The 20281-nt window shown below is 63.8% G+C and carries 20 protein-coding genes and 1 pseudogene; 12 read left to right on the top strand and 9 right to left on the bottom strand.

What is annotated here, in order from left to right; genetic code table 11:
* Positions 1-2: 2 nt before the first annotated feature.
* Both R2823_01080 and R2823_01075 read right to left on the bottom strand, forming a co-directional pair.
* Positions 3-932 (bottom strand): asparaginase, encoded by a 930-nt coding sequence (locus R2823_01080; protein MEZ5174785.1) that lies wholly within the window; start codon positions 930-932, stop codon positions 3-5.
* 16 nt (positions 933-948) lie between these two features.
* Complete coding sequence (locus tag R2823_01075) at positions 949-1491, bottom strand: aerial mycelium formation protein (GenBank protein MEZ5174784.1); 543 nt, start codon at positions 1489-1491, stop codon at positions 949-951.
* A gap of 130 nt (positions 1492-1621) precedes the next feature.
* On the opposite strand from R2823_01075, the gene R2823_01070 reads away from it, so the two are divergent.
* Entirely contained in the window at positions 1622-3265 is a 1644-nt protein-coding gene (locus R2823_01070) for an acyl-CoA dehydrogenase family protein (GenBank protein MEZ5174783.1), read from the top strand.
* Between the two features lie 15 nt (positions 3266-3280).
* On the opposite strand, the gene R2823_01065 is transcribed toward R2823_01070, so the two are convergent.
* The 3 genes from R2823_01065 to ppk2 form a co-directional block, all read right to left on the bottom strand.
* The gene (locus R2823_01065) at positions 3281-4429 is read right to left on the bottom strand and encodes a peptidoglycan DD-metalloendopeptidase family protein (GenBank protein MEZ5174782.1); all 1149 of its coding nucleotides are present in this window, start codon (positions 4427-4429) and stop codon (positions 3281-3283) included.
* A gap of 136 nt (positions 4430-4565) precedes the next feature.
* Positions 4566-5555, bottom strand: coding sequence for a MoaD/ThiS family protein (locus tag R2823_01060; protein ID MEZ5174781.1), 990 nt, complete (start codon positions 5553-5555; stop codon positions 4566-4568).
* A 161-nt stretch (positions 5556-5716) separates the two neighbouring features.
* On the bottom strand, positions 5717-6520 hold the full coding sequence (gene ppk2 / locus R2823_01055) for a polyphosphate kinase 2 (protein ID MEZ5174780.1): 804 nt from the start codon (positions 6518-6520) through the stop codon (positions 5717-5719).
* A gap of 128 nt (positions 6521-6648) precedes the next feature.
* Between ppk2 and R2823_01050 the strand changes: the two genes are divergently transcribed.
* Together R2823_01050 and R2823_01045 are read left to right on the top strand one after the other, a co-directional pair.
* Complete coding sequence (locus R2823_01050; GenBank protein ID MEZ5174779.1) at positions 6649-7497, top strand: SAM-dependent chlorinase/fluorinase; 849 nt, start codon at positions 6649-6651, stop codon at positions 7495-7497.
* A 191-nt stretch (positions 7498-7688) separates the two neighbouring features.
* Positions 7689-7946 (top strand): glutaredoxin family protein, encoded by a 258-nt coding sequence (locus tag R2823_01045; protein ID MEZ5174778.1) that lies wholly within the window; start codon positions 7689-7691, stop codon positions 7944-7946.
* A 44-nt stretch (positions 7947-7990) separates the two neighbouring features.
* On the opposite strand, the gene R2823_01040 is transcribed toward R2823_01045, so the two are convergent.
* The 3 genes from R2823_01040 to R2823_01030 form a co-directional block, all read right to left on the bottom strand.
* Positions 7991-9214 carry a geranylgeranyl reductase family protein gene (locus R2823_01040; GenBank protein MEZ5174777.1) on the bottom strand — a complete coding sequence of 408 codons (1224 nt, stop codon included), beginning with the start codon at positions 9212-9214 and terminating at the stop codon, positions 7991-7993.
* 80 nt (positions 9215-9294) lie between these two features.
* The gene (locus tag R2823_01035) at positions 9295-10791 is read right to left on the bottom strand and encodes a cytochrome c (GenBank protein ID MEZ5174776.1); all 1497 of its coding nucleotides are present in this window, start codon (positions 10789-10791) and stop codon (positions 9295-9297) included.
* Positions 10792-10795: 4 nt separating this feature from the next.
* Positions 10796-12700, bottom strand: a complete 1905-nt coding sequence (locus R2823_01030) for a cbb3-type cytochrome c oxidase subunit II (GenBank protein MEZ5174775.1) — start codon at positions 12698-12700, stop codon at positions 10796-10798.
* A 205-nt stretch (positions 12701-12905) separates the two neighbouring features.
* On the opposite strand from R2823_01030, the gene R2823_01025 reads away from it, so the two are divergent.
* The 7 genes from R2823_01025 to R2823_00995 all read left to right on the top strand — a co-directional run bounded on the left by R2823_01025 (position 12906) and on the right by R2823_00995 (position 18655).
* Complete coding sequence (locus tag R2823_01025) at positions 12906-13490, top strand: hypothetical protein (GenBank protein ID MEZ5174774.1); 585 nt, start codon at positions 12906-12908, stop codon at positions 13488-13490.
* Positions 13490-13945: a 4Fe-4S dicluster domain-containing protein gene (locus R2823_01020; protein MEZ5174773.1), complete on the top strand. Its 456-nt coding sequence runs from the start codon at positions 13490-13492 to the stop codon at positions 13943-13945. Before R2823_01025 ends, R2823_01020 begins: the two co-directional genes overlap by 1 nt.
* Before the next feature lie 145 nt (positions 13946-14090).
* Complete coding sequence (gene extP / locus R2823_01015; protein MEZ5174772.1) at positions 14091-14819, top strand: selenite/tellurite reduction operon b-type cytochrome ExtP; 729 nt, start codon at positions 14091-14093, stop codon at positions 14817-14819.
* A gap of 9 nt (positions 14820-14828) precedes the next feature.
* Positions 14829-15719 (top strand): menaquinol-cytochrome c reductase cytochrome b subunit, encoded by an 891-nt coding sequence (locus R2823_01010; protein ID MEZ5174771.1) that lies wholly within the window; start codon positions 14829-14831, stop codon positions 15717-15719.
* Positions 15716-16567: a Rieske 2Fe-2S domain-containing protein gene (locus R2823_01005; protein MEZ5174770.1), complete on the top strand. Its 852-nt coding sequence runs from the start codon at positions 15716-15718 to the stop codon at positions 16565-16567. Before R2823_01010 ends, R2823_01005 begins: the two co-directional genes overlap by 4 nt.
* Positions 16560-18146, top strand: a complete 1587-nt coding sequence (locus tag R2823_01000) for a c-type cytochrome (GenBank protein MEZ5174769.1) — start codon at positions 16560-16562, stop codon at positions 18144-18146. Before R2823_01005 ends, R2823_01000 begins: the two co-directional genes overlap by 8 nt.
* Complete coding sequence (locus R2823_00995) at positions 18146-18655, top strand: hypothetical protein (protein ID MEZ5174768.1); 510 nt, start codon at positions 18146-18148, stop codon at positions 18653-18655. The genes R2823_01000 and R2823_00995 overlap by 1 nt, the downstream gene beginning before the upstream one ends.
* 17 nt (positions 18656-18672) lie before the next feature.
* Here R2823_00995 and R2823_00990 read toward each other — a convergent pair whose 3' ends face one another.
* A complete protein-coding gene (locus R2823_00990) occupies positions 18673-19293 on the bottom strand; it encodes a redox-sensing transcriptional repressor Rex (protein MEZ5174767.1) in 621 nt (206 codons plus the stop codon).
* An 88-nt stretch (positions 19294-19381) separates the two neighbouring features.
* Here R2823_00990 and R2823_00985 point away from each other — a divergent pair, with 88 nt between their 5' ends.
* Both R2823_00985 and R2823_00980 read left to right on the top strand, forming a co-directional pair.
* Positions 19382-19804, top strand: coding sequence for an NADH-quinone oxidoreductase subunit A (locus R2823_00985; GenBank protein MEZ5174766.1), 423 nt, complete (start codon positions 19382-19384; stop codon positions 19802-19804).
* Positions 19804-20265 (top strand): annotated as a pseudogene (locus R2823_00980) (NADH-quinone oxidoreductase subunit B family protein). The gene R2823_00985 and the pseudogene R2823_00980 overlap by 1 nt, the downstream one beginning before the upstream one ends.
* The last annotated feature ends 16 nt before the right edge of the window (positions 20266-20281 follow it).

Raw genomic sequence — 20281 nt, 5'->3', positions numbered from 1 at the left:
GGCTACTCTACCAACTCAAGGACGCCGACCGGTTTGCCAGCACCGAGAACCGGGGGCGCAAGAGGACGCGCGATGGCGTCGATCATGGCAGGTGTCAGCATGCCGAGCCGTTCGGCGACGCGGAGGGCGGCAGCAAGCGCGTTGGTGTCATCCCCGGATATTGATTTCGTAACGATCGCGACGCCGCCGCGTTCCATCGCGAGCAAGCCTTCAGCACCGCACTTGATGGTTCCTCCCCACATCGCCGCGACGCTGCCTTCGTCCATCGTGTTGTCCGAGACGAGCGAGCCGAAACGACCCATTGCCGATGCGATCGGTGCGGTTTCGGCGTCTGTCCCGAACCGGGAAAAAGCCGTTGCGAGACCGGTGATGGTCCCCCGTAGGGTCGGAGCCCCGCATCCGTCGACGCCGGTGGGTTCAGGATCGACCCCGGTGGCGTCGGCGACGACATCGACGATGAGCCGCTGAAGCGGGTGGTTCTCGGCGAGGTAGGTTCCGGTGTCCCAACCGGCGCGTGCGCAGGCCGCAAGCCATCCTGCATGCTTTCCCGAACAGGTGTGCAGAATGGGTCGCCGCTTCATATCCCCCGCTGCGATGCGCAACACATCGGCAGAACGCGCGCGGGGGCGCCCAGGTGTGCAACGCAGGCTCGATTCGGCCAGGCCCGCATCGTCGAGGATCCTCCTGACGATCGCGAGATGCACCGGATGACCGCCGTGGCTCGCACACGACACGGCGAGATGTTCTGCGGGAAGCTCGAGACCGGTTCTGCGCGCCGCCAATGCCTGAAAGGGCTTGATCGCTGATCGGTAGAAGATGGGCCGGTGGACATCCCCGGACGAGTACAGGACATCCCCTTCGCGGTTAATGGCAACGGCTTCGACTTCGTCAGATGATTCGGTGAGCCCTGACCGGACTCTTTCGAAACGCACGGTTAGCGGCTGACCACTAGTTCGCGGACAGCAGCTCGTCTGCGTCCGCGACCCCCTCGCGATAGCGGCGGGTCAGTTCCGCGGTGATCACATCGTGTGCGTCGTACACGGCGCGGCGCTGGTCGGATACCTCGCGTTCGGCCGCGCCGAGACCGTCGCGGATCTCCGTGAGTTCGCGATCATCGAGCGTCGGGAGTCGGGCGAGGAAGTCGTCGGCGAGGGCACGGTCGACTTCCCGGCGGCCCTCACCGGCAAACGGTGGCGTCGTGACGGTGAGCGCTCGATCGAGCGGGTTGGAAGTGTGCCCCGATGCCCCGTCGCGAAGGATGTCAGGGAGTGCCTCGATCAGTGAACGGGTCTCGGTGCCGGCACGCCGGCGGAGCTCGAAGTCGAGGAGATCCATTCGACCGTGCAGGATGCGCCGATAGTACGAGAACTCGGTGTCGAGGTCATCGAGCATTGCCCGACGCATCCTGATCTCGTCGAGCGGCACCCCGTCGAGCCCTTCGGTGAAGGTCGGATCCAGGACCTGGTCGATTCGTCTGCGATGCGGTTCCATTGCAACTCCTTGCAGCTCCCAAGTTAGCAACCATTGGTGGGCAGCCCGACCGGACCGTTCGGGCACAACGCCCGGTGCTGCCGCGGGGATGGCTCAATCCGACTCCGTCCGCACCGACTACGATCTGCGCATGAAGGGTCATGCCGTCGTGAATCAGCCGCCCCCGCTGATCGACTACAACCTCTTTCGAATCGATCCCATCCTTGAGGCCGCGGTCAAAGGCGAGGGAGCGGGTGCGTCGGTCGAGGCCCTCGATCGATTCGGAGCGAAGGTCGGGACGGCGGAGGTCATCGAGTGGGGAACCCTCGCGAACACCAACCCACCAGTCCTCCATACCCACGACCGGTACGGCAATCGCATCGACCAAGTCGAGTTCCACCCTGCATGGCATTCTCTCTTGGACCTCGCCGTGACGAACGGGCTCCACAGCCTGCCGTGGGAGGACGGTTCGGTCGATTTCGCCCACACGCAGCGGACGGCAATGATGTACCTGTCCTCACAGATCGAGGCAGGGCACTTCTGTCCCATCTCGATGACCACATCGGTCGTTCCGTCCCTTCGAGCCACGGACTCCGTCGCCGACACATGGCTTCCGAGGATCGCGACGCGTTCATACGATCCGCGGTTCCTTCCCTCCACCGACAAGCAGGGCATCCTGATGGGTATGGGCATGACCGAAAAGCAAGGAGGATCCGATGTTCGCTCCAACACCACCGAGGCGATTCCGGCGAAGACAGGCGGCCCAGGCGCCGAGTATCGCCTGACCGGGCATAAGTGGTTCACATCGGCACCGATGTGCGATGCCTTCTTGGTGCTCGCCCAAGCACCCGGGGGTCTGTCGTGCTTCCTCGTCCCCCGGTGGGCCCCTGACGGTTCGGTCAACGCGATCCGGTTGATGCGACTCAAGGACAAGGTCGGCAATCGATCAAACGCCTCGAGCGAGGTCGAATTCGAAGACACCTACGGGGAGCTTGTCGGCTACGAGGGGCGCGGCGTCGCCACGATCATCGAGATGGTCAACGGGACCAGGCTCGACTGCACCATGGCGGCCGCCGCGCTGATGCGTCAGAGCCTCACCCAGGCGGCGTGGCATGTGCGCTACCGGCATGCCTTCGGATCGGCGCTCATCGACAAGCCGCTGATGCAGAATGTGATTGCCGACCTTGAGGTCGAAACCGAGGTTGCCACGCTGATGATGACCAGGGTCGCCGGAGCCTTCGACCGTTCCGTGATGGACCCTCAGGAAGCTGCCTTCAAGCGCATTGCACTGCCGATCGCCAAGTATTGGGTGACGAAGCAGGCGACGCCTGTCGTGCGGGAAGCCATGGAATGCCTCGGCGGGAACGGGTATGTGGAGGAGTCCATGATGCCACGGCTGTTCCGGGAGTCTCCGCTCAATGCCATCTGGGAGGGATCCGGCAATGTCATTGCCCTCGATCTCCTGCGTGCGGCAACGCGGGAACCCGACTCCGTGAAGGCCTTCTTCGTCGAGCTCGAAACCTTCGACACAGCCGACGCAGATGTTCGCGCGGCTGTGGAGCGGGCCAAGGATGCCCTGTACAACGCCACCGATCCGGAGGCGGAGGCACGGATGATCGTCGAACACCTCGCAATGGCATGGGCGGGAGCCCTCATCGTCCGCCACGGCGACACTGACCTCCTCGATGCCTTCGCCTCGTCGCGGCTGCGTGGCCAACACGGGAGTCACTTCGGGACGCTGTCGCCTGACCTCGCTCTCGAATCGCTCGCGCAGAGGGCGGTACCGGAGTTCTGAGCCCCGCTGCAGCGCTCAGCAGACCGATCGCACGGTCGGATAGGGGTTCACCGCGACCCCGCCGGGTCGGATCTCGAAATGGAGGTGCGGTGATGTATACCGCGCGTTCCCCGAGTTCCCGAGGAATCCAACGACTGTGCCCTTGGACACCCGCTGTCCGGAAGAGATGTCGGTCGGGTGGCCCTCAAGATGTGTGTAGTAGTAGACCACGCCGTTGTCTGCATACAGGTGGGTCGACCGGCCACCGATCGAGTTCGACGAGAACTTGATCCTGCCGTCTGCGACCGCGAGGAGGGGAGTGTGTCGGGCGTTGAACATGTCGACCCCCTTGTGGGTGCGTCCACCCGATCGGCGGGCCCCCCAGGTGTCGGAGAACGATGCGCCTCCTTGGACCGGACAGATGAAGCCGGGCGTCGTCTCGGGCGGTGCTCCGCCTGCCTTCCCCGGACGGCTGGCCGCCGCTGCCGCCTGCTGGCGCTTCTTGCGGTCGTCCTCGATCTTCTTCTCCCTGATCTCGCGTTTGAGGTCGTCGATCGCTTCTCTCAGTGCTGCGTCGGCGCGGTCGAGAATCGCCTGCCGTTCCTCGTACAGATCGTTGATCTCGTCGACGAGCACGGCGGCTGCATCTTCGGCCACCTTGACCTCGGCGCGTTGGACTTCCATCTCGGCGGTGGACCTATCGACCTGGCGAGAGATCACATCGAGGTTGTTGAGCGTCTCGAGTTCGGTTTCCGCTGCACGGTCCATGAGCGCTTGGGAAGTCACCAGCTCCTGAATGCTCCCCGCTGAGAAGGCCGAACCGATCATGGTGACCTGACGGCCCCCCGTGTAAGCGTCGATGACGAGCTGACGAGCCGAGGTGGCGATACCCTCGGCTTCTCCCCGGTATCGCGTGACGGCTTCCTCCATCTTCCCGAGCCGGTACTGGAGGTCGAGGTGCTCGTGGTGGATCTTGTCGTACTCCCCAAGCGCCGCCTCGAGTCGCTCCGAGGCAGCGACATACTCCTTGTACGCAGCAGATTGGCGGGCCTCCGCCCGCGCCTTCGCCCGAGCTGCGGCATCGACATCGCCCTGGGTCTGTGCGGACGCGCCGATCGGAGCGATCGATATCAAAGCGATCGCCAGGAAGAGCGTGAGCATGCGCCGAACGCGAAAACGCGACATGAGACCACGAGGCTAGTGGCCTGTCACCCAATTGATGAAGGCGTCTCTCCCGCGACACGCGCTCCTCATTTGAGCGACCGACCACCACCGACCATCTCGCCTTTGGTGAACGGATCCGTCGGCGCGGGGAGCCCTCTCAGCCGAAGAACCAGATCGCCATCCAAAACAGCGGAGAGGCAAGGACCGCACCATCGAAGAGGGTGAGGGCGCCTGGCGCGTCCTCGGTGTGGACGATCGAGCCGGTTCGCAGGCTCGATCCGAGGGCCCGTCCGCCGATGACTCCCGCAGCCGCCGCAACGCCGCCGAGCAGACCCGCCGCGATGTCGAGTTCGTCGATGGCGAACCCCGCGATGAGGCCGCCGAGGAGGGCACCGAGGAGGGCACCGACATTCGGATCGACCGACTGGATCGTGTCGCCATATGCTCCAGCGAGGAACGAACCGACGAGCGCGAATGCGGTGACGAGCACGAACGCGAGGACGCCATACGACCCGATCAGCCTGATGAGCACAAGCCCCGCGGCGGCCGATGATGCGAGGATCGTCACGAGGGCGGTCGCAGCGGTCGTTCGGAAGTCGCGGTGGCGTTTGTCGAAGACCGGCCATGTGACGGCCACGATGAAAGCGAAGGCGGTTGCACCCGCGAAACCTTCGAACCCCCAGGCGTACGCGGCAGATCCGGCAGCGGTGGCACCGATCATCGGTGGATACACAACGAAGGCGTCGTTGGTCCGGGCCGCCGAATCGGACGCATCCCACACCCAAGCGAGGATGGCGCCAACAGCGACGAACACGAACCACTGCGGATCTGCCCAGGCGACGGCGAGCAGCGCCGCCATCAGGGCGATCGACAGAACCCCCGGGATGGCGACAACCGAAACGGCCGTGGTCGCACCGCCCGACACCGGCGGGATCAACGCGACCTCGTCGGCTTCCGCGATCGCCGCGGAGATCGAAGCCTGTTCACCGTTGACCCACACCCCGGCCGACTCGATACCCGATGCGAAGCGGCTGCCGAATCGATTGCATGCCTCGTCGAGCAGTTCGGCGACCGTCGAAGCCGGGATGTCGACGCTGTCGGTTCCGGCGGATTCACGCAGATTCGCAAAGAGGCGCAGTCTTGCCACGCCCCGGAGCGTAGCGCCGCACGGCACGGTGCGGGGTGCACACTCGGATCGGCCCGGTGAGCGACAGCCGAGGGTTGAGTCCGCAGCCCAGGGTTCAACCCTGGGCTGCCACCGGGCTTGAGCCGAGTGTGAGCCCGGAGAAGGGTCTTCGTGTCGAAGGATCAGTAGATCTCGGGGACGAAGGTCTGCTCTGTTATCGGCGGTCGGATGTAGCCGCCGTCTGGTTGACGCGGTGGGAGTTCCACGGCGCCGAGGATGCGATCCTCATACGGGATCAGCGAGAGCAGGTGGCTGATCACATTGAGCCTTGCACGCCGCTTGTCTTCGGAGTTGACCACATACCACGGTGCCTGCTTGATGTCGGTGTGTTCGAACATGGTGTCCTTCGCCTTCGAGAACTCCACCCATCGGGCCCTCGACTCGAGGTCCATTCCTGACAGCTTCCAACGCTTCGTCTTGTCGTCGATGCGTGCCCGGAACCGCCGTTCCTGTTCCTCGTCGCTCACCGAGAACCAGTACTTGATCAGGACGATCCCGCTTCGCACGAGCATCCGCTCGAATTCGGGACACGAACGAAGGAACTCCTTGTATTGCTGGGGCGTGCAGAACCCCATCACGGGTTCCACGAGGGCGCGGTTGTACCACGACCTGTCGAAGAGGACCATCTCGCCACCGGCGGGCAGGTAGGCAACATACCGCTGGAACCACCATTGGGACTTCTCGCGTTCGGTCGGCGTGCCGAGGGCTTCGACGCGACAGACCCGCGGGCTGAGCCGCTCGGTGATGCGCTTGATCGCACCACCCTTTCCCGCGGCATCCCGTCCTTCGAACACGACCACAACCCGGAGCTTCTCGTCCCTGATGTAGCTCTGGAGCTTGACGAGTTCGGTCTGGAGCCGTTCCAACTCGGACTCGTAGCGTTTCTTCTTCAGCTTCGGAGGCTTCGTCGACCGCTCAGGTTCCATCGACTCGAATATGCTGCTTCCGTTCCCCACCCTGTCCTCCAGTGCCGTGATCCACACTAACCGTCGACACGACGGTGTCCGGTCCCGCTGCCTGACCGAGCCATCCCCTCAGCGGTACGCTTGACGACATGGATCAGCCGATCTCGTTCCTCTCCGACTTCGGTCATCGCGACGAGTTCGTCGGCGTTGTTCACGGCGTCATCGCCCGCATTGCTCCGTCAACCAGGATCATCGACATCACGCACGGCATCGAACGGGGCGACATCCACGGCGGCGCGATGGCGTTGACCCGCGCCGTCCAGTACATGCCTGACGGCGTGTTCCTCGCGGTCGTCGATCCCGGCGTGGGGACCGAACGGCTCGCGATCGCGGCCAGGACACCGGTCGGCTACTTCGTTGGTCCGGACAACGGACTCCTCGCGCCAGCGGTTGCGATGGTGGGCGGCGCAGATCTCATCGTCTCGATCGAAGACGAGCGATATCGGTTGCCAAACGAGGGAGCGACCTTCCACGGCAGAGATGTCTTCGGCCCCGCGGCGGCCGTCCTCGCTTCTGGGCAGGCCGGGATCGAGGACCTCGGGCCCCGAGTCGATCCCGATGCAATCGTGCCCCTCTTGATTCCCCTCGCCGAATCCGCTGGCCGCGGCTCGATCAAGGGTGCCGTCCTGTGGGTCGACATCTACGGCAACGCTCAGTTCAACATCGGCCCCGCCGATCTGGAGGCGCTCGGGTTGTCCAAGGGGGACGATGTGCTCGTTTCCGTGTCGATGCGCGACTTTCGGATTACATGGGGTGAGTCGTACGCCTCGGTCGATGACGGAGAACCGGTGATCCACCTCGACTCGCACGGACAGATGGCCCTTGCCGTGCGCGGCGGAAGTGCGAGCGAGGACTTCGATCTCGCGGTCGGCGATCCGGTGGTCCTTGGCCGTCCGGACGGCGGGAACCGCATCAACCTCGAGGTGGTCCCGTCGTAGCGGTCGTCACGAGCACAGGAGGTCCCGCGGTTGATCCATCCCGTCGGAGTACCGCGGCGCTCAACAGGCTACGGTGAGAGACCGCCGGTCAGCAGCTTGACGATGAACGCCACGACGATGAAAGCCAGCAAGACAGCAACGGCGATCGAGGTGACCGGTCTCACGGCGGTGACGATAGTGATCGAACGAGAATGATCGGCATCCGGTTCCTCACCCGGAAGGCCTGTCCCCTGTGCGACGAGGCTCTCGCCGCGATCGGTCCCATCGCTGCGCGAGCCGGTGTCGAGATCGAATTGGTCGACATCGATCTCGACCTCGAGCTCCTCAATGTCTACAACGATCGGGTTCCGGTGATCGAACGCAGCGACGGCTCAGTCATTGCCGAAGGGATCGTTGATGTCGGGAGGGTCGAGGCGGCCATCGCCGACATGGTGGCAGCCGATGGGTGATCACGGTCTGATCGTTGATCATTGGTCGGCAACGAGCATCGGCATCATCGCCCGGTGTTGACGACGCGTTCGATCGCCCGGTAGATGTGTTCGGACATGTGTGCCTCGTCAGGGTCAAGCAGGTTGGCCATCACCTTGAGCGTCCATTCCATCAACGGTCGCGATCTGAGCCCCACCGTGGTGAGCGTTCTCATCACCGTCGGATTGCCGATGGCCCGCACAAAGACCCGTGCGACGCGGTGGTAGTCACCGTATTCCTCCTCGAGCTCCGACGCGTAGGCAACAAGCGAGCCCCCGGCCGCTGCCGATGCAATATGGCGGGCAGCCATCCGGCCCGTTTCGTACGCGTAGTCGATTCCCTCACCGTTGAAGGGATTGACGGCCCCTGCTGCGTCGCCAACGAGGACCCAATTGCGCCCCACCTTCGGACCGACCGACATGCTCATGGGCAGCTTCCCACCGATGGGCTTGGTGTGGTGGGTCGCCTCGTCCACCTTCCAATGCGGCGGCAACGCCTCGGCGTACGCCTCGAGGATGCGGCTCGTGTTGATGTCCTTCCATCCTTTGAAGGTGGACACGAGGCCGGCCCCGACATTGATCTCCCCGTCACCGAGCGGGAACACCCAGCCGTAGCCCGGCATGGATCGCCCCTTGCGGTCCCTGATGTCGAGCTGGCTCTCGATGAAGGCATCGTCGGAGTTGGGACTCTCGTAATAGGCGCGGACGGCCATTCCGTATGGATAGTCCTTCCGGCGGCTCGCCCCTGCTGCTCGTCCGAATCGGGAATTCGACCCATCGGCGACGACGACATAGTCGGGATGGACGACTCGCTTCGCGTCGTTGTTCACGAGCTCCACACCCGTGACGGTCCCGTGTTCGATGAGAGGCGTTGCCGTCGTGCCCTGTTCGATGAGCGCCCCCTGCTCGCGGGCTAGGGCGGCCACGGCCCCGTCGAGGTCTGCGCGACGCATCGTTGCGCCCCAATTGGGGAACACCGAATGCTCGGGCCACGCGAGTTCGATCTCGAGTGTTCCCGCATACGACCGAAGTCCGTCGATTCGGTGCAGGTCCAGCCCATCGAAGTCGAAGCCCATCGCGAGAAGCTGATGCACGGCGCGGGGCGTCAGCCCGTCGCCGCAGGCCTTCTCACGCGGGTACCGCTGCTTCTCGACCAGGTGGACATCGATACCGTCGCGGGCGAGCCAATAGGCGGCCGAGGCCCCGGCAGGACCCCCGCCAACGACGAGAACTATCGGTGATGAGGACACGCCGGGAGGCTACCCAGGTGTCAGATATCAGATGCCACATGCCAGATGTCTGTTATCTGTTATCTGGCATCTGAAATCTGTTATCCGACGGTCGTCGTGTCGGCGCCGCCCTCTCCACCGGTGAACCCGCAGTCCTCTTCGGCTGCGGTGAGGTCCTGGCCACCGAACTGCACGCGTTCGTACAGGACGACTTCGGCAATCTGGTCGGGGGTCAGGGTTGGGCCGAAGGCAGGCATCAGGCCGACGCCGCCGACGGGTTTGGAGGTTGCGCCGTAGGTCGGGTCGGGCCATCCGCTCGTGCCGAGCGTGACCCATTCGATCTGGGTCGAACACGAGCCCTCCGGGAACACCGTCAGGAGGTCGCCTCCGGTGAACGCAGGGCCTGCGCCACCGGACCCGTCTGCGGCGTGGCACGCCTGGCATTGGGCATACAACGCTGCGCCGTTCCCGAAGTAGTCGGTGGCTTCGGTTCCGTACGCGGATCCGTCGCAGTTCACCGCGGTCCCGGTCACCGGGTCGACAAGAAGCTGCGCGCCCGTCCCGCAATCGGGGCCGTTCGGGGACACAAGGATGTAGGCGACCGCCAGCAGCGGAATGATGACGAACGCCGCGGTGAGCCATCTCGGGTAGCCGCCCATCCTGGTGGGCACCTCAGGGGCTGCGTCGTCGGTGGCGGCTGCCTCGATGACCTCGACATCCTTCGTCTTGGTGACCCCGGGCTCCCCATCGCCCTGCGCCTCGGTCCTGTCCTCGGCGTCGATCGTCGTTTCATCGGCTTCGGCGGTCGTTGCAGCTGCATCTTCGGCAGGTGCTTCGACCACCTCGGTCGCTTCCGTTGCCGGAATCGCGCCTTCCACCTTGGCGGGATCCACACCTGCCCACTCCGCAAGAACCGCTGCGAGTGGTTCCCCGGTCTTTTTGGCGCGTGCTTCAGCGGAGCGCTTCGCAAGGGCCTCCGGCATACCCTTTGCGGCCGCAACCTTCTCAAGGATCTCGTCCATCCCGATCGTCGCGACCACGGTGGCCGCAACGGCAGGTGCGTCACTGCCCTCGTCGTCGGCTTCCTGGTTGTCGGCTTCCTCGTCGCCATGGGGAGTCTCCCCCGAGGGTTCCGGGGTTTCTGCGGGAACTCCGACGGCGACTGGCGAAGGTGATCCTGAGTCGGATTGCCGCAACTCGTCGAGGTCCACGGCCGCCCATCCGGCGAGGACCGATTCGAGCGAGGCGCCGGAGTGTTCGGCGCGTGCCTTGGCCGAACTCAAGATCAGTTTCGGAGGCATCCGCTTGGCTTCGGCAGCCAGCTTGACCAAATCATCCGTGGTGACATCGCCCTTCCCTGCATCAGCATTTGCAGCGGAAGCAGCATCGGTCGCAACTTCGGGGGTCGATTCGGTCTGGTCGCTGGCATCGTCGATCCCGTCATCGTCTGCAGCTTCGGGAAGCTCGACCCCTGCCCATTCGGCGAGCACCGCCTCGAGGGTCATGCCTTCCTTTTCGGCTCGTGCCTCGGCCGACCGGCGTACGAGGGAGGCCGGCATGCCCCTGATCTCGGCGACCTGGTTGAGCAGTTCCTCCATCGTCCTACCTCAGCGTCTCGATGTAGCTGATCAGCGCATTCATGTCTTCATCCGAAAGGTAGGAGTACGACGGCATCGTCGACCATGGCCGGGACACGCGTGGATCCGCGAGATGCGATCGCAGGAAACCGGCATTGAATTCGTCGGAGCTCGCGGTGTGCATCAGATCGGGACCGATTCTCGCAACGCCAAGCAGTGTTGGGCTCTCGTGCACATAGTCGCCTGCGATCGACACCGGTCCAAGACCGACATCGGTTCCAACCGGACGCACGGACTGGGTGTGGCACTCCGCGCATCCCTCGGAGATGTAGAGGTTGCGGCCGGCGAGCTCGACGGAACCGGCAGGGTAGTTCCGCGACTGGTCGCCGAGAATCGTGGAATCGGAGTTGTCGGGATCGACGGCAGGGAACATGCCGGTCATGAGCGCGGCCACGATCCATACCGCAGCGGCGCCCCATGCAAGGCGCTTGAACGATGGTGCCAGCACGGCGCCTTCGAACTCAAGGTCGTAGTCGAGGGCGCCGAATGCGGGCGGAAGGACCTCATCGGAAGCCTTGCGACCCCACACGACCGCGTAGAGCACCTGCGCGACCGTGAACAGGATGAGTGATCCGGCGGTGATCCACATGAAAGGTTCCACCGACACCGCGGTGATCTCCCACGCACTCCCGACATTCGCGAAAGACCCGCTCGCTGGCCCTGATGCCCATGAGAACCCTGCAACGACCCCACCGGCAAGAGTGCCGAAGACGACACCCGTGAGCCCGGCGACCGACCAGGAGAAATGCATCGGTGCACCGCTTCGGTTCCCTCCCCGCATGATCGAATGGGTTGCGAAGAGAGCGAAGGACCCAATCCCGAGGGTCACGAGGATCCTCCCTGCCTGCGTGGCGGAGGTCCAGTGGATGATCGCGCTCGTCGACCGGTAGGTGAGCAGGAAGTTCGTCACCGTGAACACCGCAAACGACACGAATGCGACGGTGGCGTACCGAAGAGAGGCCCGGTCGGCGATTCGCGAGACGGTCCCCTTGAGCATCAGGCCGAGATCGGTCGCGATGGCGAGAAGCGGTACAAACGACGCGATCGCGAAGCCGACACCGAGCGTCTCGTACCAGTCGGGGGCCCCGGAGAAGATGAGCTCGGTGGCACCCATCGAGCCCCAGACGATCGCCAACGACCAGAATCCGATGGCTCCAAGGGGTCTCGGCACGCTTGGATCGGTGCCGGTGAGGGTGGTCGCCGCGAAGTACATGAGTCCGACGCTTGCCGTGATGACGAACAATCCCGTGACGGTCGCGGACGCAAACGAGGTCTGGATGGCCCCGCCCATACCCGACATGGGAGGCACAAGGCTGACGGCTCCGGACAGAGCGAGCCACCACGCTGCCGCCGTCAGGTACCACCCGGTGGTTCCAAGCTTCGATCGTGCAGCCCCCGCGGTTGCCGACAGCGAGATGGCGGCAAGGACGAACCCGGCAACGGTGATACCGCGTGCCCACAGTGGGGCGTCGAAGCCAGCGATGCCAGATTGAAGACCGAAGATGATCCCGAAGCCGCCGGCAAGGGTGCCGACCACGATCAGGAGGAGCGAGGCCGTGGCAAGCGCTTTGCGGGCAACTTCGACACCGAACGATCGCGAAATGGCGAAGAACGATCCGCCGAGCAGGCCGGTGATGATCCAGCCGTCGAACAGCAACCACCGGCTCGCAGGTGCGAGGCGACCGATCGAGGTCTGGGCCCGTCCCGACAGCAGGTCGGGGAGCACACCTTGAACCGCCGCGACGCATGCAACGATCAGGCCCAGAACGAAGAACCCGGTGGCCGCTGCGAAGAACCTCGTGGCGATTGTGGAAGCGGCGGTTGTCGACCCCACCGGCTGGGGTTCGATCGTCGAGGTATCGGCGGTCACGCTTGGGGCTTCCTCCTGCGTACGGCGGCTCCCGGCCGTCTTCGGCCGTCGCAACTCTAGCCGTGGACCGGACCACACCTGTATTCCCGGAACGGGCCAGGATCCGGCGGGTTCACCAAGCGGAGAAGGGGTTGCGCGACGCCGGGGCGTGATGATGAGAGAACTCACAGGAGGCATACAATGAGGGGGTCACGAAGGAACACCGTTGAACGAACGCAAACGACTCGCCATCGGATACGCCGCGATCCTTGTCGGGATCATCATCACGATCGTGGCCTCCCTCGGTGTGCACATGTCAGAAGCCCCCGAGGTGGACGACTTCGGTCGTGAGCTGTATTCGTTCATGCCGAGGGGATGGGTTGTCGTCACCATGTTCCAACTCATCGCACTTGGGGGAGTCCTCATCGCGATGGGCGGCATCACCTACGGGTTCATCTACCGAAGGCCGATGACATGGGCAAGGGCGATGCTCGGCGGCCTGTTGTTCACGGCGCTCATGCTCATCCTGTTCGCTGTCATCCCCAACCAATTCCTCACGCTGACGCAATCCACCCTCGAATGGACGCCGCAGAAGAACTTCTTTACGATTCCGCCCATCCTTGTTCTCAACAACGATGTGTCCATCTCGTACGCCGCACTCAAGGACATGATCTCGGCTGGCTATGTGACGACGCTGACCATCGCCGTTCCCGTGATCATGTACCAGATGCAAGAGCGGGCGAAGCGCGCCGATGTGCCGAAACCGACCCCTGTTTCGGACTACGGTCGTCCGCTGAGGGGTGCCAGCTGATGGCGAAGGAAGCGTGGCTCGAGACACCCCCGATCAGGGACGACTACCAGCTTGCCCTCGTCGATACCGAGTACATGACCGCGGCGGTGAAGCCCAAGCAGTTCATCCACATCAACGAGTCCGAATGCATCCTGTGTGCTGGCTGCGTGGACATTTGCCCTTGGAAGTGCATCCACTTCCTCACGCCGGACATCGTCACCGAGACCTTTGGTGTGGACGATCCGAACGCCAAGGAAGAAAACGGCGCGTTGTTCATCATTGACGACACGGAATGTACCCGGTGCAAACTGTGCGTTGACCGGTGTCCCACCAATGTGATCACGATCGGCAAGTTCGGCGGCTCCCTTGCGGAGCAGTCCGAGGAGTTCGTGTCGGCTCCGTGGGAGTACGACACGGGTGATCGGGACACGAAGACCGGTGTCGCGTACGGCGTGCGGTGGGCTGGCCAGACCTGACCGTCCATCGAACCGGTACCGAACCGAGACGACCAACACAACACCAACAGCACCAACAGCGAATCAGACAGCGACGGATCGAAGAGGAGCACACCAAGTGGCAAACGGGAACGGGAAGGGCGGCCTCAAAGCCGCCGTGACGGGGATGGGCGACCATCTTCGCAATTCCCAGGTGTGGGAGTCGATCTTCCGTCCCGGTTCGCCCATGCGTTCGGACAACAGCGACACGCCACGCAACCGCGCCTATGTCGTGATGAACAATGTGCTGTATCACCTGCATCCCGTGAAGGTGAAGCGCCACGGTGTCAAGGTGTCCTATGTGCTCTGCCTCGGGGGACTGAGTTTCTTCTTGTTCATTGTGCTGACGATCACCGGCATCTTCTTGATGTTCTACTACCGGCCAACCTCGCCTGAGGCGTACTTCGATCTCCAGGCACTCGCCACCGATGTCGCGTTCGGGCAGCTGGTGCGCAACATGCACCGATGGGGTGCGCACCTGATGGTGCTCACGGTGTTCCTCCACATGACGAGGGTGTTCTATCACGGCGCCTACAAGCCACCGCGTGAGTTCAACTGGGTCGTTGGCATCATCCTGTTGTTGTTGACCCTGCTGCTGTCGTTCACCGGGTATCTGCTCCCATGGGATCAGCTCGCTTTGTGGGCTGTGACCGTCGGTTCGAACATGGCGGCATATGTGCCCGTGTTCGGGGCGCAAGTCTCGTTCACCCTGATCGGTGGCGTCCAGATCACCGCCGATACCCTGCTGCGGTGGTATGTCCTGCATGTCTTGTTCCTCCCGTTCATCATCACCATCTTCATGGCCGTCCACTTCTGGCGGGTCCGCAAGGATGGCGGCATCTCCGGACCCCTCTAAGGAGCACCTGTGGCAGAGCTACCAGAGCATCTTCTGAGGCGATCAGCCGAAGCACGGGCGAAGGCCGACGGTCGTCCCTTCGAGGTTGTTCTCGCAGAGATGAAGGGTGAACCGGCCCCCACCGGCGCCACCGCGCAGGCTGCTGCGCCGCAGGCCGCTGCAGCCGCTGCACCGGTCGCAGGTGGCCCGACTCGCGATCTCGACAGCGAGTCCGCCAAGTTCGGTGTTCCCAGACCCCTCCTTCAGCGTGCCATGTTTGCAAGGGCCAAAGCGGACGGAAGGCCCGTTCCGGCCATGGCAGGAGCCGTCGCCGCGGCCGCTCCCGCAACAGCCGCAGCAGCGCCAGCAGCTGGGGCCCCCGTCCGTCCCGCCGGCCCGCCACCCGGTGTCCGCACCCAGCGCCTCCTCACGGTCGTCAAGGCGGGTGCCATCCAGGGCACGACGCGAGAGCCTGCCGACAAGGTCAATGTGTGGCCACACCTTCTTGCGATCGAGTTCGTTGCGCTGCTCGCAATGCTCGCCCTCCTGACACTGATGTCGGCATTCATCGATGCGCCCCTGCTGGAGTTCGCCAACTTCAACTCACAGCCGAATCCGAGCAAGGCGCCGTGGTACTTCCTCGGCCTCCAGGAGCTCCTCGCCTACTTCGACCCCCAGGTCGCCGGTGTGATCATCCCGACCTTCGGCCTGGTCGGGCTCACCTTCATCCCGTACATCGACCGGAACCCGTCGGTGCGACCATCCGATCGCAAACTCGCGATCGCGATCTTCACGGTGTTCTTCATGGCATCCTCGATACTCACCATCTTCGGATCCTTCTTCAGGGGTCCGGGTTTCAACTTCACCTTCCCGTGGCGCGACGGCGTCTTCTTCGACGACCTCAAGACGATCCTCGAATGACAACGACGACTTTCATCCTCATCCTCATCGGCGCGGGGGTCGTTGCCCTCGCCGGCATCGTCGCGGTCGCGGTACGGCGCTCCGACGCTGAAGGGGCTGCCACCGCGGCAGAGCTCGATCGGAAGGCGATCCGAGCCGACAAGGAGCGGCGGGCGGCATTGGCGCGGGCCCGCGGCGGCGAACCGGAGGGTGACGGCGCTGTCGCGACGATGGTGGCCGCCCCGGCCGAGTTCGTGGACGACCCACCGAGGGAGGAGATCTCTGCAACGGACTACGGCATCACGAGACGCAAGTTCTTCAACAGGGCGCTCGGTGCTGTGTTCGGCTTGTTCATGTTGCAGTTCACCCTTGCAAGCCTCGCGTTCGTATGGCCAAAGCTGAAGGGTGGGTTCGGCACGCCGATCAACGCCGGGAAGGTGACGGACCTCAAGGCGGAGACCCTCGTCGCCGGCTCGATCGTCCCCAAGTTCATTCCCGCCGCCCAGGCGTGGATCGTCCCGTTCGACATGAGCAAGCTCCCGGGCTCGTCGTACGAATCGGTGCCGTTCGTCGTGGCAGGCGCCGAGTCCGACGGGGTCGGTCTCATGGCACTGTGGCAACGATGCGTGCACCTCGGGTGTCGTGTCCCGTCGTGTGAGTCATCACAGGGTTTCGAGTGCCCGTGCCACGGATCCAAGTACAACGGGCATGGCGAATATGCAGCAGGACCGGCACCGCGAAACCTCGACCGGTTCGGCGTCTCCGTCAACGACGCGGGCGAGCTGATCATCGAGACCGGCAACATCGTCCAGACCGCCCGGTCGAAGCACTACACGGTCGCCTACCCACAAGGACCGTTCTGTGTTTGATCTTGGCGCCATGGTTGGCCTCGTGATGGCGACCGCGAGCACGGAGCCCGTTTCGACCGGTGGCGTCGGAATGGGCGCCGTCGTGGTCACGATCGTGGTGGCGCTGCTCCTCGTATGGATGGGGTACCTCTTCGTCCACTCTCGGCAGAACCGGGCTTCGGCCAACGAAGCCGCCGCACCCAACCTGTCGCCGCATGTGTCGGACGATGAGCTCGAGAACGAGAAGCTGACCCATGTGCTTCGCGCCGCGCTGTTCCTCTCCGTTCTGCTCGCGATCACGATGCCCTGGTACGCCATCAACGAGCCGGATCGACAGGCGGCCGCAGCCGAGGCGATCGTCGAGGAAGATGTAGCCGCAGGAGCGCACTGGTACAGCGTCACCGGTTTCCAATGTGTCGACTGTCACGGGCCGAACGGCGGTGGTGGGGCCGTTGCTTTCACCGAGCCGCGCTCTGGTGTTCAAACGAGCTGGAAGGTGCCGTCACTCAACGATGTGTTCTACCGGTACACCGAGGACGAGGTGCGGCACTGGATCGTCTATGGCCGTGCCGGCACGCCGATGCCAGCAAACGGGCTCGACGGTGGCGGCGCCATGACCGTGCAGGAAGTCGACCAGGTGATCGCGTACCTCGAGACGATCCAGATCTCGCAACAGGAAGCGTTCGACCAGGCCCAAACCGCGACCGATCTTGCCCTCACCGCGATCAAAAGCGGTGCACAGGCAACCGGGGCCCTCATCGATGCACAGGAGGCAGAGATCGCCCTCGTGAACGACGCACCGAGGCAACTCGGGATTGTTGGTTCGTTCCCCGACGACATCAAGGACCTGTTCCAGGATCCCGAGACCTGCACCGAACAATCCGCGGCGATCGTCAACGCGCTGTGCTCCGATCCTGCGCCGGACGCCGATCGCGATGGCCTTGCGGATGCGGTCGAGGGTCCCCTTTCGGCCATGGCGACCGCAACCCTCCAGACCGTGGTCGGTGCATCAGGGGCCGAGCAGACGATCTATGCCTTCACCTTCGATCCGGCGAATCCGTTCACCAACGAGAACCCGAACGGATCCGAGCCGCTCCCCGATCTCGACGCGGCCGAAGAGCTGCTCTCGGCGATCGAAACCGAAGTACTCCTTCTCGATGTCACGGTCGAACGCCAAGAAGCGTTCCTTGCTGACCTCGACCGAGGCCTCGCGTTCCTCAACAACGCGGCCGCAATGAAGCTGTGGGAGGTCGACTACGAGGCGAAAGCGGCCGAGATGGGCGTGACGGTTGACGAAGCGATGACGGCGGCGGGCCTGTTCAATGCGTACTGTGCGAGATGCCACACCGGTGGCTACTCGGCGGGTTCCCCGTTCGAACAGGGTGCGGGCTCGGGGGCGTGGGGACCGTCGCTGCTCGCGGGTCGTGCCGTGATCCAGTTTCCCGACATGGCCGACCATGTCAAGTTCGTGATCGACGGTTCGACCGATTCGCAGCAGTACGGTGTCAACGGGCTCGGTTCCGGCCGCATGCCGGCGTTCGGGTTGGTGTTGTCCGAGTCCCAGATCGAGCTGATCGTCATGTATGAGAGGACGCTGTGATGGCGAGTCAGAATCAGACACCGAGCATTCGGTCCGACGAGTCGGGGCTCTCGTCACTCGAGCTGTTCGGCCTTGTTGCATTCATCCTGTCGCTCCTCGCGATGATCCCTTTCGTGCGGGAGTTCGCGATCTCGCTCATCGGCACCGTCTTCGGCCAAATGGACGAGGAGACCGGCCATGTCAACGACTTCTCGCTCGCGATGCGGGGCCTCGCGATCACGGTCGGGGCCGTGATCGTCTTCATCGGCTCGGGTTGGTTCGTGCTGTGGACCGATGTCGGGAAGCGGCTCGCGTTCCTGCTCACCGGAGCGGCGACCATGGGGTGGCTGACGATCAACGGCATCCTGTTCACCGTCTATGCACCGCGCGGGATTCGGCCCGCGAACCTCGAAGGCCTCAACGCGCTCCAGATGCGACTCCCGGCCATCGCGATGGCGCTCGGTTCGTTCGTCCTGTTCCTGATGTTCGCGATTGCTCTCACCCGCTACGAGGCAGACACCGAGAGCTGACCGGAACGGCCACCACCTCAGGGACGGTTGAGGTGGTACGCAAGGATGCCGAGCTCGGTTGACAGGTCAACGCGTCGCACCGCCACATCGTCGTGCGTCTTGAGTGTGGTCGGTGCGAGATTCAGGATCGACTTGATGCCGGCATCGATGAGCCGATCGGCAACCCCTTGGGCTGCCGCGGGCGGTGTCGCGATGATGCCGATCTTGATCTGCTTGTCTGCGACGATCGCTGCCAGCTCGTGGAGGGACTGAATCACGAGCCCATCGACCCGTTTGCCTATCTTGTCGTCGTCGATGTCGACGATGGCTTGGATCTCGAACCCCCAGTTTTCGAACCCCTTGTAGTTCGAGAGCGCGGTACCGAGATTGCCCGCGCCGATGATGATGACCGGGTGATCCCTCAGCATTCCGAGCGCCTTCCGGATCTGTGCCCGGAGTTCGTCGATGTCGTACCCGACACCGCGGGTGCCGTGGCTCCCGAGGTATGAGAGATCCTTGCGAACCTGGGCCGCGTTGACCCCCGCGACGGTCGCAAGACCCTCCGAGGAACAGGTCGAAACCGTCTCTGCCATGTCCGAGAGACATCGCAGATATCGGGGAAGCCGCGCCACCGTCGCGGACGGGATTCTGTCAGCCATGCGCGGAGGTTAGGCAGGTGTCTCTTCGACTCAGTATTCGCCCGCGATGATTTCGGGTCGACTCCGGGCCTCAGTATCCTCAGCCACCATGGAGCTCGCCGACTATCTCCCCATCGCGCTCATGACGGTTCTCGGTATCGGGTTCGCCGGCGTGTCGATGTTTGTCTCGTCGAGGCTTGCTCCGCGTAACCCAACACCCGAGAAGTTGGCACCGTACGAATGCGGCATTGTACCCCTCCAGGATCCGGTCGATCGGTTCCCGGTCAGGTTCTACCTCGTCGCGATGTTGTTCGTGATCTTCGATGTCGAGATCATCTTCCTGTTCGTGTGGGCCGTGCGCATGGAGCAGTTTGGCTGGGCTGGCATCGCGGCGGTCGTGTTGTTCATGCTGATGCTCATCGAAACCCTCGCGTATGTGTGGAAGCGCGGAGCGCTCGACTGGAACACGGCCCGCCGCGCTCGGTACCGTCGGGTTGTGGCGCCCGCCCCGAGCCTCGACGAGGCGGCCTGATGGCCGGCGTCTCGTCCGAACCCGGCTTCCTCCTCACCACGGTCGAAAAGGGTGTGAATTGGGCGCGAACGAACTCCATGTGGCCTGCCTCGTTCGGACTGGCCTGTTGCGCGATCGAGATGATGGGGACCGGAGCGGCGCACAACGACCTCGCGAGGTTCGGCATGGAGGTCTTCCGAGCCTCGCCGAGGCAAGCCGATCTGATGATCGTGGCGGGCCGTGTGAGCCAGAAGATGGCTCCCGTCTTGAGACAGGTGTACGACCAGATGGCCGAACCGAAGTGGGTCCTCTCGATGGGGGCATGCGCTTCGACGGGTGGCATGTTCAACAACTACGCACTCGTCCAGGGCGTTGACCAGGTGGTCCCCGTCGACATGTATGTGCCGGGATGTCCGCCGGGCCCCCAGTCGCTCATGCACGGCATCCTGTCCCTCCAACAGATGATCATGGACGGCGAGATCCGCAACTCAACGGGTG

The organism is Acidimicrobiia bacterium (assembly GCA_041393965.1).
GTDB lineage: Bacteria > Actinomycetota > Acidimicrobiia > Spongiisociales > UBA5794 > UBA5794.
The sequence above is the reverse complement of the archived record's forward strand: the minus strand, read 5'-3'. Positions and strand labels throughout refer to the sequence as shown.

Coding starts and splice junctions, on each gene's coding strand:
- R2823_00990 (MEZ5174767.1), bottom strand. CDS start 19,293: ATGGCTGACAGAATCCCGTCCGCGACGGTGGCGCGGCTTCCCCGATAT.
- R2823_01020 (MEZ5174773.1), top strand. CDS start 13,490: ATGGCGAAGGAAGCGTGGCTCGAGACACCCCCGATCAGGGACGACTAC.
- R2823_00985 (MEZ5174766.1), top strand. CDS start 19,382: ATGGAGCTCGCCGACTATCTCCCCATCGCGCTCATGACGGTTCTCGGT.
- extP (MEZ5174772.1), top strand. CDS start 14,091: ATGGGCGACCATCTTCGCAATTCCCAGGTGTGGGAGTCGATCTTCCGT.
- ppk2 (MEZ5174780.1), bottom strand. CDS start 6,520: ATGGAACCTGAGCGGTCGACGAAGCCTCCGAAGCTGAAGAAGAAACGC.
- R2823_01070 (MEZ5174783.1), top strand. CDS start 1,622: ATGAAGGGTCATGCCGTCGTGAATCAGCCGCCCCCGCTGATCGACTAC.
- R2823_01050 (MEZ5174779.1), top strand. CDS start 6,649: ATGGATCAGCCGATCTCGTTCCTCTCCGACTTCGGTCATCGCGACGAG.
- R2823_01045 (MEZ5174778.1), top strand. CDS start 7,689: ATGATCGGCATCCGGTTCCTCACCCGGAAGGCCTGTCCCCTGTGCGAC.
- R2823_01075 (MEZ5174784.1), bottom strand. CDS start 1,491: ATGGAACCGCATCGCAGACGAATCGACCAGGTCCTGGATCCGACCTTC.
- R2823_00995 (MEZ5174768.1), top strand. CDS start 18,146: ATGGCGAGTCAGAATCAGACACCGAGCATTCGGTCCGACGAGTCGGGG.
- R2823_01005 (MEZ5174770.1), top strand. CDS start 15,716: ATGACAACGACGACTTTCATCCTCATCCTCATCGGCGCGGGGGTCGTT.
- R2823_01035 (MEZ5174776.1), bottom strand. CDS start 10,791: ATGGAGGAACTGCTCAACCAGGTCGCCGAGATCAGGGGCATGCCGGCC.
- R2823_01065 (MEZ5174782.1), bottom strand. CDS start 4,429: ATGTCGCGTTTTCGCGTTCGGCGCATGCTCACGCTCTTCCTGGCGATC.